This window comes from Methylocystis sp. JAN1 (genome assembly GCF_052186135.1).
Classification (GTDB): Bacteria; Pseudomonadota; Alphaproteobacteria; order Rhizobiales; family Beijerinckiaceae; genus Methylocystis.
In genome coordinates, this window is record NZ_CP181499.1 from 1,143,917 (window position 1) to 1,159,264 (window position 15,348).

At 62.8% G+C, this 15,348-nt stretch carries 14 protein-coding genes; 3 read left to right on the forward strand and 11 right to left on the reverse strand.

From position 1 onward, the window contains the following. Window positions 1-228: 228 nt before the first annotated feature. From ACNHKD_RS05380 to ACNHKD_RS05390, 3 genes are read right to left on the reverse strand one after another with little or no spacing between them, the layout of a single operon-like run. Entirely contained in the window at window positions 229-2,064 is a 1,836-nt protein-coding gene (locus ACNHKD_RS05380; protein WP_442756061.1) for a ThiF family adenylyltransferase, read from the reverse strand. Next, window positions 2,057-3,103 carry a cyclic GMP-AMP synthase DncV-like nucleotidyltransferase gene (locus tag ACNHKD_RS05385; RefSeq protein WP_442756062.1) on the reverse strand — a complete coding sequence of 349 codons (1,047 nt, stop codon included), beginning with the start codon at window positions 3,101-3,103 and terminating at the stop codon, window positions 2,057-2,059. Before ACNHKD_RS05385 ends, ACNHKD_RS05380 begins: the two co-directional genes overlap by 8 nt. Before the next feature lie 4 nt (window positions 3,104-3,107). After that, window positions 3,108-4,229, reverse strand: coding sequence for a patatin-like phospholipase family protein (locus ACNHKD_RS05390; RefSeq protein WP_442756063.1), 1,122 nt, complete (start codon window positions 4,227-4,229; stop codon window positions 3,108-3,110). Between the two features lie 165 nt (window positions 4,230-4,394). On the opposite strand from ACNHKD_RS05390, the gene ACNHKD_RS05395 reads away from it, so the two are divergent. Then, the gene (locus tag ACNHKD_RS05395; RefSeq protein ID WP_442756064.1) at window positions 4,395-5,309 is read left to right on the forward strand and encodes a WYL domain-containing protein; all 915 of its coding nucleotides are present in this window, start codon (window positions 4,395-4,397) and stop codon (window positions 5,307-5,309) included. Window positions 5,310-5,349: 40 nt separating this feature from the next. Next, window positions 5,350-6,036 carry a hypothetical protein gene (locus ACNHKD_RS05400; protein ID WP_442756065.1) on the forward strand — a complete coding sequence of 229 codons (687 nt, stop codon included), beginning with the start codon at window positions 5,350-5,352 and terminating at the stop codon, window positions 6,034-6,036. A gap of 89 nt (window positions 6,037-6,125) precedes the next feature. On the opposite strand, the gene ACNHKD_RS05405 is transcribed toward ACNHKD_RS05400, so the two are convergent. Beyond that, a complete protein-coding gene (locus ACNHKD_RS05405; protein WP_442756066.1) occupies window positions 6,126-6,731 on the reverse strand; it encodes a hypothetical protein in 606 nt (201 codons plus the stop codon). A 153-nt stretch (window positions 6,732-6,884) separates the two neighbouring features. Here ACNHKD_RS05405 and ACNHKD_RS05410 point away from each other — a divergent pair, with 153 nt between their 5' ends. Further along, on the forward strand, window positions 6,885-7,211 hold the full coding sequence (locus ACNHKD_RS05410) for a hypothetical protein (protein ID WP_442756067.1): 327 nt from the start codon (window positions 6,885-6,887) through the stop codon (window positions 7,209-7,211). Window positions 7,212-7,317: 106 nt separating this feature from the next. Here the strand turns inward: ACNHKD_RS05410 and ACNHKD_RS05415 are convergent, their stop codons facing one another. The 7 genes from ACNHKD_RS05415 to ACNHKD_RS05445 form a co-directional block, all read right to left on the reverse strand. Further along, window positions 7,318-7,749 carry a ribbon-helix-helix protein, CopG family gene (locus ACNHKD_RS05415; RefSeq protein WP_442756068.1) on the reverse strand — a complete coding sequence of 144 codons (432 nt, stop codon included), beginning with the start codon at window positions 7,747-7,749 and terminating at the stop codon, window positions 7,318-7,320. Window positions 7,750-7,758: 9 nt separating this feature from the next. Further along, the gene (locus ACNHKD_RS05420; RefSeq protein WP_442756069.1) at window positions 7,759-9,750 is read right to left on the reverse strand and encodes a conjugal transfer protein TraG; all 1,992 of its coding nucleotides are present in this window, start codon (window positions 9,748-9,750) and stop codon (window positions 7,759-7,761) included. A gap of 162 nt (window positions 9,751-9,912) precedes the next feature. Further along, entirely contained in the window at window positions 9,913-11,649 is a 1,737-nt protein-coding gene (locus tag ACNHKD_RS05425) for a relaxase/mobilization nuclease domain-containing protein (protein ID WP_442756070.1), read from the reverse strand. A gap of 556 nt (window positions 11,650-12,205) precedes the next feature. Beyond that, entirely contained in the window at window positions 12,206-13,285 is a 1,080-nt protein-coding gene (locus ACNHKD_RS05430) for an IS110 family transposase (RefSeq protein WP_442756071.1), read from the reverse strand. Between the two features lie 211 nt (window positions 13,286-13,496). Then, entirely contained in the window at window positions 13,497-14,345 is an 849-nt protein-coding gene (locus ACNHKD_RS05435) for a lytic transglycosylase domain-containing protein (protein ID WP_442756072.1), read from the reverse strand. Continuing rightward, window positions 14,345-14,845, reverse strand: a complete 501-nt coding sequence (locus ACNHKD_RS05440) for a S26 family signal peptidase (protein ID WP_442756073.1) — start codon at window positions 14,843-14,845, stop codon at window positions 14,345-14,347. Before ACNHKD_RS05440 ends, ACNHKD_RS05435 begins: the two co-directional genes overlap by 1 nt. Continuing rightward, a complete protein-coding gene (locus ACNHKD_RS05445) occupies window positions 14,842-15,312 on the reverse strand; it encodes a DUF2840 domain-containing protein (protein ID WP_442756074.1) in 471 nt (156 codons plus the stop codon). The genes ACNHKD_RS05440 and ACNHKD_RS05445 overlap by 4 nt, the downstream gene beginning before the upstream one ends. Window positions 15,313-15,348 lie beyond the last annotated feature (36 nt).

Consider the following 15,348-nt stretch of genomic DNA (forward strand, 5'->3'; position numbering starts at 1 on the left):
CGTAGGGTTCTAGCGTGCAATGACAGGAAAAAGGAGGGAGGTAGTTCGTTAGCCGGGTCGATGAAAAAAACGTAAGCCTTATTTTATGACAACGTGATCGAGTCCGCTTTGCGCCGGAAGCCAAAATCGATACTGCGGTGAACGCCCGAATTGAACGGGGAAGCGGCGACACTAAGCCGAACTATATCTCCGTAAGGCTTTTTCCGTCATCCCGATAAGGCTCAAACTTCAGACCGCTGGGTCGGCGGGGATGGATCCACACGCCGCGCAGGCCATCGCAGGCCACGGCCAATCGACGGTCCGGCCTCCCGCGTCGCTGCCGCCGACCGCGGAACGCAAGGCGGCTGTTAAGCGACCGCCGAGAGCGGCGATGCGGCTCGGCGAGGTGACGAACACCCGGGCAAAGGATCGCGTGGGCGGTTCGACCAGGCAATCCAGTGCGGCCTCGGCTATCATGGCTGTGACGTAGGCGAGTTCTACCGGCCCGTAGGGCTGGTAATGGGCACCGCAGGCCGGCTCTTCCTGATTGGCGTCGCCGCCGTCCGCCCATTCGACTACTTTCAGTGCTGGAGCGCCCGTACTGCCTACGTGACATTGAATGCAGCCTTCTCCGCGGGCGATCACCACCGCATGCCCGGCGCAGGCGTGTGCTTCAGTCCACCCGTACAGGACCGGTCGGTCGCGCCCTTGAGCGATATGCCAGCGGTTGAGCGCGCTTTCGGCGACCCAGCTGCCCGTGGTCGCTACGACAAGATCGGCGTCCGCGAGAAGGTCGCCCTCGTTCGCGATCAAGCGGTGGAGATCACAAGGGCGGTGATCGATCGCGAGGTGAGGATAGTCGGGCTGCAGGCGTTCCGCGAGGGCTTCGGCTTTGTTGCGACCCACCGCAGCGGCACCGAGCGGATGGCGTCCTACATTAGGCCAGCTTAAGGTATCGGGGTCGACTAACACTATTCTCCCCACGCCGGCTTGGGCCAAAGAGCAGGCGATCGGCGCGCCGACCGAGCCACATCCGACCACCACGACCGTCGCATCGAGAAGGCGCGGTGCCCTATGGTCCTGACCTCGCCCATGCACCCAGTCGGCGTCGGCGCGCTGCACGAGCGTTCTATTGACCGCCATCGTGCCGAAGAATCGTTCATGGAGGATTGGACGAGGGGTGCGCCCGCGTCTGAAACCTTTCGATAAGGGCTCAGTGGGCGCGCGCGGATGGCCCTTGAGTAGTTTCGGGTTGAGCGCCTTCACCCCGACCAGTGCGGCACCGCCGCGCCCAATGGCGCCGAGCACAGCAAGTACGTAATCCGGCTCTGTACCAGCCGCCTGATCAAGAAGGGCCGTAGCATCTTCGCCGATCCCGCCGGCGAGCGCGTAGAGATCGGCCGCCGTCTCCGGATACTGCGCGGGCAGCAGCGGCTCGCCAAGCCAGAGCAACGCGGCTTCCTCTGTCTTGGCCGAGACGCTATCGCCGAAGCGTCGCCTTACCCACTGGGCGAGCGACCTCTGATCGTCACCGATGACTTCGAGGCCTTTGCCTCGCCAGACGCGAATGAGCCGCGACGGCGGCGCCGGTGCGATCAGGCTGTACAGGTTAGTCCCGCGCGCATGCGCCTTGTAGCCCCAGTAGGTCACGAATTCCTCGCGAAAGTCGCGATCGACGATTGTGCCCTCCAGAAGCTCCTCGATCAGCCGGATCGAGCGGTGCAATAGATTCGCGGCGACCGCTGATGGATCGTCAGGATCCCACTCCGCCATGTTCGGCAAAAGACACATGACGCCGTCGCTCTCAACGTGCGGCCAGGTCATGGGCTTCGGATGGTCGACAAGCGCCGTCCTGACCGGCGTGGTAGGAAAGCCAGCGCCCGCCACGATGTCGATGTGCCGGGTGACGCCATCTGAGAACAGGACGCTGATCCGCCAGGCCGCCACCCAGCGACGAGTCGGATAGCAACTGGCGAGGGTCGCTTGGTCGAGTCGCTCGGGCACCTGCCCCGTCAGCTCCCTCAACGTCGCTTCGAGCCGAAGCGCGGCCTGTCGCCAGCCGAGGGGAAGCGCTTCCCTAAGCATGGCGGCCGCCGCCGGCGCTGCTGACTGCCGCCGCGGCCGCGGCCGTCGAGGTCAGGAGCGACGCCGAGGTGATGATCGCCGGCGCGGCAATCGCGGCCCGCTGCTCCTCCTCCAGTCGTTCGCTGAAGAAGGTGGTAGCGAACACCTTGTCCCAGCACCTGAGCGCCCGCTCGCGCGTACAGTCTGCGGCGAAGAGCGGCTGCAGGTCATCGATCGCCTCCGTCAGCTTCTCCCGAAAGCACCGGGAACGGACGTCATCCGCCCCGCTGGTGATATAGTCGCCTGGCGTCACCGGATGCGCGATCTGCAAATCCCATGTTAGCCGATCCCGGATCGTGACCATCGTGTCGTAGAGGGCGCGATCCTCACGCCCGTCGTGCCGAAATCGCTCGGTCGTGAGCACGGAGATGCCGAACCCACAAAGGATACCACTCCGCCAGCTGTAGCGGCTACGGGCATACTTCTTGAGATCTCGATTGATCCGGCGAAGCTGCGCGCCATCGGCCGAAGCCGCTCGCTTGTCCTCGTACCACTCCGACACGTCGCGAGCGTCGGACCGCTTCCAGCCGCTGCTCGACGCCAGTTCGTAGTAGACCTCCTCGCCGAAGACGGTCGACGTGACGACCCGCCGATAGACCGGCAGATCGACATGGTAGCCCTTTTCATAGAACACCCGCACGCAATTTGAACGAACCTCGGGCGGAGTATTGAACTTCCCGTCATCGACGGCGTCGCGCACCATCTGGCGCGCCTGCAACGAGGTCATCTCGGCACCGCGGTCGCCGACGAGATCCTCCTTGCGGAAGTAGACGCCGTCGTCGATGTCGTAATCGTTGTCCGGATCGCGGACCATCGTCTTCATCGCGTAGCTTCCCTGCTTGACAAACTCGAGCGGCGCGGGCTTGCCGGCCTTGGCGAGGCCGCTTTTTAGCCGTGTCCGATTGGAGTTGCGGCGGTCGCGCATCGCGTCCTGCTCAGTCTTCGGAAGTGTCACGTCCTGATCATGGTAGGCACGCACATCTTTGGCGCAGTCAAACATGAACTCATCCTTTCGCGTTGCGGTTTGAGACGCGGTTCCAAACCGCACCGGTTGCCGGCATCGCCGGCAGGTCGAGCATGAGGCGCCGGATCATCCGGCCGTCCTCGCTGTTGAGGTCATCGCAGGCACTCTTTGTCAGGTCGGCGTCGGTGTGCGCCTGACCGACGAGACGGTCCATCGCCTCGGACCGGGTGTCGTCGAGCGCCAGGAACGGCATCATGCTCGCCGGGACGGGCTTGTTGGGAAACCGCACTCGGCGGATCGGGCGGCCGCAATTGCTGATGGCGTTGGCCAGGAGCCGCGCCATATGATCGAAGGCGAATTCCTGGGCCGAGATGCTTAGCGGCGCGACGTCGGCCCCGAGCGTCCAGTCGAGCATTGACCGATGCGCGCTATCTGCGTCGAGGTGGTCGCCTTCCGGACGCGGGCACGTTCCGAGCGAGAAGATTTCGATCGAGCGGTTGGGCGCGGCGATCGTCAGCGCATCGACGAGCCCCACCATGATGGGGTTGTTTGCCCACAGGCCGCCGTCCGCGAACACCTGCTGCGGGCCGTCCGGGGCGTTTGGGTCGGCGATGGCCGCGAGCGACCGGTATATCGGCGCAGCGCTCGTCGCCATGCAGACGTCCACGAGCGGGTAGTGGTCGTCGCGTACGCCACTCTTCGGCGTCTTCTTGAACACCCACGCCCGGTGCTCGCTCATCAGGACCGCGGGGATCGACAAGGAGATGCCGCGCCCGGTGAACACGTCGAGCATGGTAACGTCGCCGAGCACCGCCTCGAGCGCCTCGCGAAGCGCCTTGGCGCCTTCGCGCACGAAGCGGCGGCCCTGCGTGACACGGTAGACAGCGCTCCGCTTGCCTGCGATCCGGTGTGGGAAGATCTTCGGCCCGTGCTCGCGATAGAGCCCTACGACCTCCGCCATCGGCCGCCCCACAGCCAATGCGCATCCGACAATCGCTCCAGTGCTGGTGCCGGTGATGAGATCAAAGCCGCCGCCGAGATCGAGAGCCGCCTCACCCCTGATTCGGGCGAATTGGTCGGTCAGCCGGGCGAGAAATGCAGCCGTGTAGATGCCGCGCATGCCGCCGCCGTCGAGGCTGAGCACGCGGTAGGGCCGATCCACCTGTTGATGTTCTTCATATATTCCCACTCAACGACCCCGTCTCTAAACGACGGGGATTGCCTTTGCTCCCGCGTCCGTCCATTAGATATGGGGGCGATCCGATCATCAGTCAAGTTTCTAGATGTGATGGTTGCCTATGGATCGTGTTTCTTGGGGGAATGGCGTATGGATGCTGACGGCGAACAGCTACGCTGGGGGGTCCGCCGACGCCTCGAGTTCATCGATTTCCGTCTGTTCTGGGACGGACGGTTTAACCGCAGCGACATGGCGGAAACCTTCGGCATCTCCGCGCAGCAGGCGTCTGCCGACATCGCGCAGTACGAGAAGCGGGCGCCCCACAACCTTCGCTACGACCGAGTGGAGAAAGCCTACAAGCGCACGGATAGCTTCGCACCCGCGTTCATAGGCGAGACTATGGATCGATACCTGCTGCAACTCGTGGCGATAGAAAATCGCTGGATGCGGACCGAGGATACCTGGTTCGACACTATTCCGCCCGTCGAGTTGGCCACCCTCGGGCGACGGCCGACCAATCCGGCGGTGTTGCTACGCGTCCTCGACGCGGTCCAACGAAGCTTGGAGCTGGATATCGAGTACGCGTCCTTGACGGGCTCCGCCCAGCCGTCGCGAACCATAGCGCCTCACGCGCTCGCCCACAGCGCCGGGCGCTGGTACGTCCGCTCTTGGTCACGCGACCACGATGACTTTCGAGACTACAATCTCAACAGGATTGGCAGGGTCATCGACCAACGGCCGACGTCTGTCGACGCCAATCTAGATTTCGAGTGGGTTCACAAGATCAATCTCATCATTGTCCCTAACCCTGGCCTATCTGTAGAACGCCAGGCCGCTGTCGCGGCCGAACATGGTATGACGGACGGGCGCCTTGTGCGCCCATGCCGTCTCAGCCTAAGCTTTTACCTCATGAGCGAGTATAACCTCGACGTCGAGCCTGGGGTACTGAAGCCGGAGAAGCAGCAGATCATCCTTCAAAACCGCGACGAGGTTACGCAGGCTCGGACGCTCGCGCGCCAGATGTCGATTGAGGCTCTCGCCCGGGCGCGCGGCTCAATGCAATGACCTTTTCGGCGAAGCGCAATCTTCCATCCGATCGGTGGCCATGATGGTGGTGGCGGCCACCCTTTTATTCGGGAGCTTCGCGCGTTCTGATCATTCGGAAGGATCGGACACGGATCTGTTGTTAATTAACCTTGCAACGGAAACGCGCCACGTTTCGGTCGGTCGCCTGTCGCTATTCGTCTATCCTTGGCGCCGGCTGAAGCGAGATGCGCACGAGGGGAACCTGTTCGTCTGCCATCTTGTACGCGAGGCCAAGCCACTCTTCGATCCCGATGGTTACCTTCAGAAATTGCAGGAGGCGTTTCACTACCGCCCTGATTACCAAGAAGAGATCAGCCGGGCCGCCGAGTTCGGTTGGTACCTCGCCAAGTTTGGAGACGAGTTGAACGCTGCGCTGCTAGCAAAAAGAACTTTGTGGTGCATAAGGACGATCCTGATTGCGCGCAGTGCTGAACGACGTGCTCCGGTGTTCTCGCCTAGGCAACTTGCGGAACAAACCTTGTCGGCCGCGGCGCGTGATGTTCTCACGAACCGGCACGGCTCCCATGACCATGACATCCTGCGTCGATTGCTTCGAAACTTTCTCGATGAGGAGGTGCCTTCGACCTCGCCTCTCCAAACCTCAGATCGTCAGGCTTTCATTGACAGGTTTGCAGCCACTTCAAACAAGGTGGCCTTGCAAACAATCCGACAGGCAGAACAAAGCCAGTCACCGTACAGCGTTTAGCCAGACCCCAGATCGTGATGGATTTGCCTCAAACACTCAAGACGAATCAGTCTAAACAATAAATGTGACAGAACTGACGGACGTGAGCCTCAGCGCCACAGCTTCCAAAATTGGGTCTTTTCTACTCGGCGAAGATGAAGCGTGCCGCGCCGATGGGTCTCGGTAAAATAGTCGCCCTCTAATGCCGGCTGTGATCCGTCTACCCACCGAACCACCGCGAGGCCCGTATATAGTTGTCCGCCGCCGATCACCCCCTCCTTACGGCGATTGAGATAGACGTAAAATAGTCGATACCTGTCAAAGTCTGGGTCTTTTTCGGCATGAACCGCCAGTGTCGAGGAGGAGGACTCGTCCGAATCAAGTAAAAACTTGATACCAAACAGCGTGTGCTTCGCCTCCATTGTAACGGGCTTCGAACGCAGGTTTTGGTTTTCGCCGAAACGAACATTCCCCTCCCAGCGTCCGCCCAGGTATGGAAAGATCGCTGCCTGGATCATAGGCAGCCAACGCCATCCTGCGTAAAGTAGCACGAATGCCCCGAGCGACAGAGATGACGCCCAGCGCACGACGAGCTGCGCTGATATCAACGTCTGGCCAGCATCGAGTTGACCTACGTCGAAGGCTGCCAGGATCAACAGTCCTACTGCCGCCGCGAAGGCAACTGTCAGAATCCGAATTGGGAGGAGATGAAGCATGATCGATCATTGCACAGCGGAAGCGATAAGTTGAGTCTTGCAGGAGACTCCAATCTCGCGAGATTGATCCTCGCACTCGCTCGTTCGGGCAGACTCTGCCCGCCCGTCTTGCTGTGCTTCTACAGTGGTCCGATGCCTATGTTTGCAACCCCAATGCCACGGGATCCGTCACCCGCTGCGGGTGCGCCGTTTGACGAGCAATTTCTCGATGTTCTTTCGGAAGCACTCTTGCGAAATACGACGGTTCACGATGGCGCAATCATGCTGGGGCGCGCGATCCCCAGAGGGTGCTACAAGGTCACGGGCTGGTCATACCGGCTTCACCCCCCTGCTACAACCATGAGCGTTCCCAACAAGGGATCTGCATTCAACAGTTGCGCCGCCATGTCGTGCGTGCTGGGTGTTGATGAACTGTATTTGATTTCCCGTGATGGGATCTTCGTCTTCCGCGGCGGAGCGGTGGACACGATCGATGCATGATGGCTCTTGGCGAGTGCGGCAATGTTTTTTAATGGGTCGTAGCAACGCGGAAAGCGGACATCTGGCCGGAAGCATGATACTCCGCGTCTTCTTGCAGCGCGATCCTTTAGGAATTCTCGTCGCTGACATCTGACTGGATCTCCTCCGAGACCTCCTTCGCCAGTCGCTGCCCCTTAGCCAATCTTCGCCCCAGCGCCTCGATGAAACTCTCATATCGCTCTCGTCCCTTGGCTTGAGCCGCCGCTTGCGCACCTTCGGGTAGGGGCGGCGTGGCAGTGAGCCATGCGCGGATATAAAGCGCCAGCGCCTCGATCGAGAATTCGAGGTCGCGCTCGACGCGGTCCACTGAGCGAGTGAGTTTGTCGAGCCGCCGCGTGAGGGTCGCCTCCCAGCGATCAGCGTCGTCCGCAGTCAGGAAAGAGATAATCGCCGCCTCGGCGATCGACGATTTCGGCGCGCGCTCTTTCGCGGCCAGATTTTCCAGTCGCGCCATCATGTCGGCGTCGAGATAGACCGAGAGACGCTGCTTAACCGCCATGGGGTCGCCTCATAAAGCAATACCATCGTCGGGATCGAGCGCCGCCTGGCGAGCGAGCGCACGGCCCTGACTACGGAGCAGGCGGGCCTTGATCGCCTCTTCGTCATCCGGTTCATCGGGGGCGAGAGCGTCGAGGGGCAGAGCGGATGGCGGTTCGATCGGCCTGACGTCCTCGTGCTCGGGAAGTTCTGGCTCGCGGCGAATGCCGCCATTTGCGGGATCTTCGTCAGATGCGGTTTCGCGCCTCGGCGGCAAGGCAGACCAATCGTCCTTCACATTGGAGCCGGAGGGGTTCAGCGCCGATAGTCCATCCCCGACTACCGGGCGCTTCGGCGGCGGCAGTATCCGCACCTGCAATCGGCGATCTTCATAGTAGCGCGCCTTCCTGGCGCGGATCGGTGGCAGGCCGGAGACGAGGATTATTTCGTCGGTGTGGGTTAGCTGCATGACCTCGCCCGGCGTCAGGAGCGCCCGCGCCGTTTCCTGGCGCGAGACCATCAGGTGCCCGAGCCAGGGGCTCAGCCGATGGCCAGCATAGTTTTTCATGGCGCGCATTTCCGTCGCGGTGCCGAGAGCGTCGGAAACGCGCTTTGCCGTGCGCTCGTCATTGGTCGCGAAGGACACTCTGACATGGCAATTGTCGAGGATGGCGTTGTTCGGGCCATAGGCCTTCTCGATCTGATTGAGCGACTGGGCGATGAGGAAGCTCTTGAGACCGTAGCCGGCCATGAAGGCGAGTGCGGACTCAAAAAAGTCGAGCCGTCCCAGCGCCGGGAACTCGTCGAGCATGAGCAGCAGGCGATGACGCCGCTCCTTCGACTCCAGCTCTTCGGTCAGCCGTCGTCCGATCTGGTTCAGGATCAGGCGCACGAGCGGCTTGGTTCGGGAGATGTCGGAGGGCGGCACCACGAGGTAGAGCGTCGCCGGCTTCTCAGCCGTGACGAGATCAGCGATGCGCCAGTCGCAGCGCCGCGTGACTTGGGCAACGACAGGGTCGCGATAGAGGCCAAGGAAAGACATGGCGGTCGATAGAACCCCTGAGCGCTCGTTCTCCGACTTGTTGAGAAGCTCACGGGCCGTCGACGCGACCACCGGATGGGGACCAGCCTCGCCGAGGTGCCGCGTCGTCATCATGGCGCGCAGCGTCGTCTCGATCGGTCGCCTGGGGTCGGAGAGGAAGTTGGCGACGCCGGCGAGTGTCTTGTCGACTTCGGCGTAGAGAACATGGAGGATGGCGCCGACGAGGAGCGAGTGGCTGGTCTTCTCCCAGTGATTGCGCCGCTCCAGCGCGCCTTCGGGATCGACGAGAATGTCGGCGACATTTTGGACGTCCCGCACCTCGGCGGGGCCGCGCCGGACCTCGAGCAGGGGGTTATACGCGGAGGACGCGGCGTTGGTCGGGTCGAAGAGCAGCACGCGGCCGAAGCGCGCGCGCCAGCCGGCGGTGAGGGACCAGTTCTCGCCCTTGATGTCGTGGACGATGACGGAACCCGGCCAGGTGAGCAGCGTCGGAACGACAAGCCCGACGCCCTTGCCAGAGCGCGTGGGCGCAAAGCAGAGGACATGTTCCGGGCCGTCATGGCGCAAATAGCGATCCTGCAATCGTCCGAGCACGACGCCGTCCGGCCCGAACAGCCCCGCCGCTCCGGCTTCCTCCGGCGTCGCCCAGCGCGCCGAGCCATAGGTGACGACATTTTTCGCTTCGCGCGCGCGATGCACGGACATGGCGATGGCGGCGGCGATGGAGGCGAAGCCGCCCGAGGCGGCGATAACCGCGCCCTCGACGAACACATCCGGCGCATAGGCGTCAAAATGATACCACCACCAGAAGAAGGCCGGCGGCGGATAGAGACGCCAGTCTCCGACCAACATCCAGGGCGGCCCCAGTTCCGGCTGGTGCGCCAGTCGCCACGCCGTCCATTGCGTCGCGCCCCATGTGGTCGCGATTACTATGGCGCAGACGATAAAGATCTGGCCCCAGAGGATGCGGGTGGCGGACATGGGGGCCAGCTTGTGGGGGCGTCGGTCGCGTCCGCAAGGCGAAATGATCAGGGGTCGCAGCCTGTCGCGCTACGGCGCGCAAATACCGGGAGAGGTACTACCTCAAAGATTGCGAGAGCGAGGACATCCAGATTGGAGCGGCGTCGCTCAGTATTGTTTCGCCTACAATCCGATTCCTTTCTTCCGGCCAAAGCTCCAATCCACGCCGCCACCAGGCGTCATCAACCCCGACACCTGTCGGCCGAGCTCCTTTTCCAACGAGTGGGACCACGGGACGAGGCTGAAGCCAAGTCCGTCGTCGATTAGGGCGAAGCGGCCCGACGCGAGAGTCAGGCGCTGACGATACACGCCAGCGACGGTCTCACCCTCGGCGACGGCATGCCGCGGGAGGCCTGTCTGCGCAGCGAGTCGGTTGGAAGCTTCGCTCAGTTCACGCGACCGCAGCGTGTCGAGAAGATCGCGCGCGAAGGCAAGGCGCTGACCTTGGCGGTAGGCCAGCCCTTCGGTGGCAAGATGGTTGGCGCGCGCTTGCATGGCGTCCCGGACCTCACGGCCGAAGCCCGATTCCGATAGTGGCATGGGCTCCCGGGCGACGAGGCGTCGATCGAGCCACGTCGCGCCTGTAGCGTTGATTTGCTCCTCGATGGAAAGGTCGGATCGAACGGCGAGGAAGAGAAGGGGCGTCTCACCGTAGCGGGGAGGAAGCCGCCTGATCTCCACGATGGCGCCGGGGGCGGCGTCGCTTGTGGCGTCAAGATCTTTGAGCCGGACGTGATGCGCTCGGCCATCGACGCCGTCGATAATCGCAAAGGCCGAGCCCTTGAGTTCGTCATCGAGACCGCGCGAGATGAGGCGGCCGATAGTTGGCTCGCTGTGCGCTTCGCTGTCCCAGACAAAGTCGGCGGTCGCCCGCTCGACGCCGCGCTCCCGCAGGCCGCGATGGATGCGCTTGATAATGTCGCCGCGTTCGCCGAGCGCCCGCAGGACGGTCTCGGCTTCCTCGCCGATCATCCATTGGCCGGGGCCGAGCGGCGCAGCGAGGCCAAGCTTTTCGAGTTTACGCGCCCGACCGATCAGCATCGACCGTTCCACATCGTTCTCCTGAGCGTCCGGCCGAAGGTCGACGATGCCGTCCTGCTTCCCTGCTTCCCGCGCCAGCGCCTGATCGAGCGGCGTCCAGCGGTCGGCGTCAACCTGGCGTTCCAGAGCCCGACGAATCTCCTGCTCGCTGCGGGGCCCGAGCTCCAAAGTGACAAGCCGCTCGGCCCGGGCGCGCAGACCTCGGCTGATATAATCGCGGCTGATAACGAGATCGCCGCCGTCATCAACCCGGCCCCGCACCAGGACATGGATGTGGGGATGCTCCGTGTTCCAATGGTCGATCGCGGCCCAATCGAGTTTGGTCCCGAGATCGCGCGCCATCTCGCTCATGAGATCACGGGTGAAGGCGCGAAGATCGGAAAGTTCCTGGGCGTCATCGGGCGAGACGATGAACCGGAAGTGATGACGGTCACTCTGGCAGCGTCCCGCGAAGTCGCGCGCATCCGCCTCATCGCCACCGGCGTCAAATATTCTTCCGGGCGCGCCGTCGCGGGTGACGCCGTCGCGTTGCAGATAGGAAAGATGCGCGGTAAGCGGTGCCAATCTCGGACCGTGTCGCACGACGCGCGCCTTGATCACAACGCCGCGCGAATGGGAGGTCAGGCCGCGCAGCGCCGAGACGCTCGCCGCCCGGCCGCGGCCGAAGGCGGCGCGACCCTTTCCGCGCGCGCCCGAACGATGGAGACCGCCCGCCTTCTGTGTCGCGGCCAGCACGCGCGACACGAAGCTCTTAGCTCTTCCCGGCTTCGTGGAGCGGATGCGGCCCGGCCTAACGCGAATGTCGTCGTCACGCGACATGGCTAAGCGCAGACGAGGTGGAAATTGATGCGTTTTTCCAGGTGCTTGCTACGAGCGAAAGGCTGCGTATCGAAACTGCAGCCTGTGTGAATGCATTGAAGCGCAACGACAAACCGACCGCTGGACAAACCCGCAGGCTGTCCCTTTTATCTTGCCCTCCTAATTGGGCGTCGTCCCGGGACCTTCTTCCCCATATTCTCCTCCATCGGTTGGTCGCAGGCAAGCGTGATGTCGCGCGCGAAAGCGCGCGTTGTCGTTCGATAGCGCAGACGATTGGCGTTGACATGTCAGTCACCCTCCGGCGTCGAACGTAGCTCTGAAGCGCGATGCACTCCTCCGTGCTCTGCGGCGTCACAACGGCGCCGCGGCACATGTCCGCATCGGGATCGCGGGGCATCATCCACAAGCATTAACGCGTGGTCGCGAGAACGCGCCACAGGCAAGATATCGTGCTTCCCGCCGCCCTTGGTCTGCATCAGAACCGTTCTCCGCTCACGCGGATTCCTTTACCTCGATGTGTCGTCAGCGCACGATCGGCGCGCCTCGATTTGGATCCCTACGCAGGACCTGCGAGCAGCTTTGGCGCGCGCTTCGTCCGCTGCTTCTCTTGCGCCGCCGGCGCCTTGAACTGGAACGTCGATCCATCGCGCCACATCGCATGCATGATCACGGAAAGCTTGCGCGCGACCGCCACGCAGGCGCGCTTGTGACCACGCTTCTTGGCGATCTTGAGCCCCCAAGCCTTCAGGCTGCTGAAGCCCTTGAAGCGCGTCAACATGATGTTGGCCGCTTCATAAAGCGGGTGTCGAACCTCGCCGTCGCCCGCCTTGGAGATGCGGCCGGAAACGTCAATCGACGTGCCCGACTGCCAGCGCCTGGCCGTCAAGCCCAAATAGGCGCCGACGGTCTTCGAGCGGCGAAAGCGCTGCGGATCGTCGATCGACGTCTTGAAGGCCAAAGCGCTAATTGGCCCAATCCCCGGAATCCCCAAAAAGCGCCGGCAGACGTCGTCCTTGCTCACCGCTTTGACGACGAGCTTGTGCAGCCGCAGATACTCCTGCCACAGCGCCGCGCGCGCCCGCAGCATGCAATCGGCGATGCCTGCGATCAACGCGTCGTGTGCTGTGAGCTCGCGGACGCGCGCTTCGAATTGCCCGCGACTGACGGCGCCGAGCTTCAATCCGAAAGTCTTGATCGAATGCCGGATCGCGTTTTCAATGTCGAGGAATTTGCGCTTCAAGTTGCGCCGGTGCGTCAACAAGAGCCGCAACCGGTAGCTTTCCTCGCTCTTGACATGGACCTGCTTGAACCATCCCGTTCGTAAGATATGGGCGATCCCCTGGGCGTCGGTGCGGTCAGTCTTGTTGCGCATCGCGGACAGCGCCGCTCGCGCATGATAGGCTTCGAGGCAGACCGCCGGCAGACCGCGCTGCTGCAGTTCCACCTGCAGCCAGGGCGACAAGGATCCGGCCTCATGACCGACGCGCCGCAGGCGGCCGACATAGGGGTCGAGCGCCGCGACGATTGCGTCGGGGTCGGTCTCGACCTTGGTTTCGAGCACGAATTTCCCGTCCGTGTCGATGACGCAGATCGCTGTTTCATCCATCGAAACGTCCAATCCAGCAAAATATTCCATGGCGGTTCTCCGTCGGCGCGTGGAGCGCTCAACCGATCCCGATTTTGCGTCGGCACTATGGACAGCCGCCGCTTCCTTTCCGGCGAATTTCGTAATCTCCGCAGCAAGCCCAATTACGCGGGCATTTGCTCGCTCGCTGGCGCTCCCTCGGCGGGGCTCGCGCGCAAAGGCGCGAGGACATGCGCCAATCTGAGAAAGTAGCAGACTGCTGTCATCGGGGTTCTCCTGAAGGCCGGCGAACGGCAAAAAGGCCGGATGCGCGCGCAAGAGCAGCAGGTGACGAAGCGTTGGGGTCGCTCGCTGTGTGCAAATATGTTGCAAACATTCTGAGGTCTGGCTGCACCGGGATGAGAGAGCGTTTTGTTGGTTCTTCGACTTTGAGAGTGGGATCGGCGCCGTGTTTCGGCTGCTGATCGCCGTGCCCTTGGGGTCGGGTGATCGCGACAAAAATTGGAGAGGCGTGGTTGCCGTAGGAAGCTGGATAAGGCGCCGCGGAATTTCCGCCGAGTGAAAGTGCGGACGCAATCCTTCGGACATAATCCGTCGTTTCGGCCGGCAAAATGCGACCGCGAAGATAGTCCTCATAGCGCCCTGGACCGGCGTTATACGCCGCCAGAAAGCCGCGCTCGCCGTATCGGTCGAGCAAGTCGCGAAGGTAAGCGGCTCCGGCCTGAATATTGTCGTGAGGATCGAAAGGGTCGGCGCCAAGACCGTAGCGCGCGCGCAAGTCGGCGTAGGTCGCCGGCATGAGTTGCATGAGCCCGATCGCGCCTTTGCTGGAGATGGATTTGGCGTCGCCGCCGCTTTCGGCGCGCATGACGGCGCGCAGCAAATGGACCGGTAGGCGGAAACGATTGGACGCCTCGGTGAGTGCGCTTGTGATAGCAAGATGGCGCGATGTTTCGTTCGTTACTGGCTCGCGGCGCACGGGTTCTGCAAAAGCAGGAAGCGCCGACAAGACGGAAAGCAGGGCGAGCGCACTGGTTTGAAATCTTGCCGAACCCCGACGGATGGAAACGCCGCAGCAAGTTACGTCTCCGCAGAGGGATGGATCGACCATCACTCCGCCTCCGCCCAGATCGGTCGTGCTCGGCCGATGACAGCGTCAACTGGAAACGCCCCGAAATACCGCCCGTCGAGCGAGGCGGGACGATCCCAATTGAGCAGGAAGACTTCGCCGGGCTTGAGCGTAAAGCATCCGCTCCAACGCGGCAGATCGCGGCCCGCGTGATCGCGCGCATTCGCCTCTGCGACGACGCTGCCGTCGACAGATATTGTGAAGTCAGTTCGGCAGACTTTCTGTCCGGGAAACGCAGCCACTCGCTTGATGAGCAGCGCGCCTTTGGGCAGATATCCGCGTGCGGCGAGCCACTCGGCGAGGGGTTCGGGCGGCCGCGCGACGATGAGATCAGTGATGGCGAGGGCGCCGAGCGGACGGACGGCATAGAGCCCGATGGGCGCGCTGGCGGAGGCGTTCCAGACGAGAAGCGGCTCACGGCCGCTGGCGAAGGTCGACGTGATTGCGCAGACGGCGACGAAAGCGAGAGCGAGCGTCCTCATGGGCGTCGCTCCAATCCAGCGCGCAGCAGCCAGGCGCGGTGGCGTTCACGCGAATAGGCGCGCGGCGGCAGACCGGCGGCGAGCCGGTTGTGGACGTGCCGCCAATGGTCGGGACAGACTTCGTGGGGAAGAAAGCCAAGCGCTTCGACGGCGTCGATGGCGCGCAGGACGCGCTGTACCTTCTCCCAGCCGACCGTCCGCAGCAAGATCTCTGCGCCGGGCTTTACGCCCGGGACGGTCGAGCAGGGCTCGTCGTCGTTGCAGGCGCGCAGGATGTCGATGCGCGAAACGAGCGTTCCATGCGCATTCGACGCCCAGCGGATGAAGGCAAAGATGGCGCCCGGCGCGAATGTCGCGACGCGTCGCCGGCGATCGAGCGTTTGCTCGCTGATCGGTTTGCCGAAGCGCAGCCAGCGTTCGATTTTGCCTTTGACGAAATAGAGTTCGACCTCGGTCGGCGCGCTCATGACCGACCTCCGTTCGTGTCATGGTCGAACGTAGGA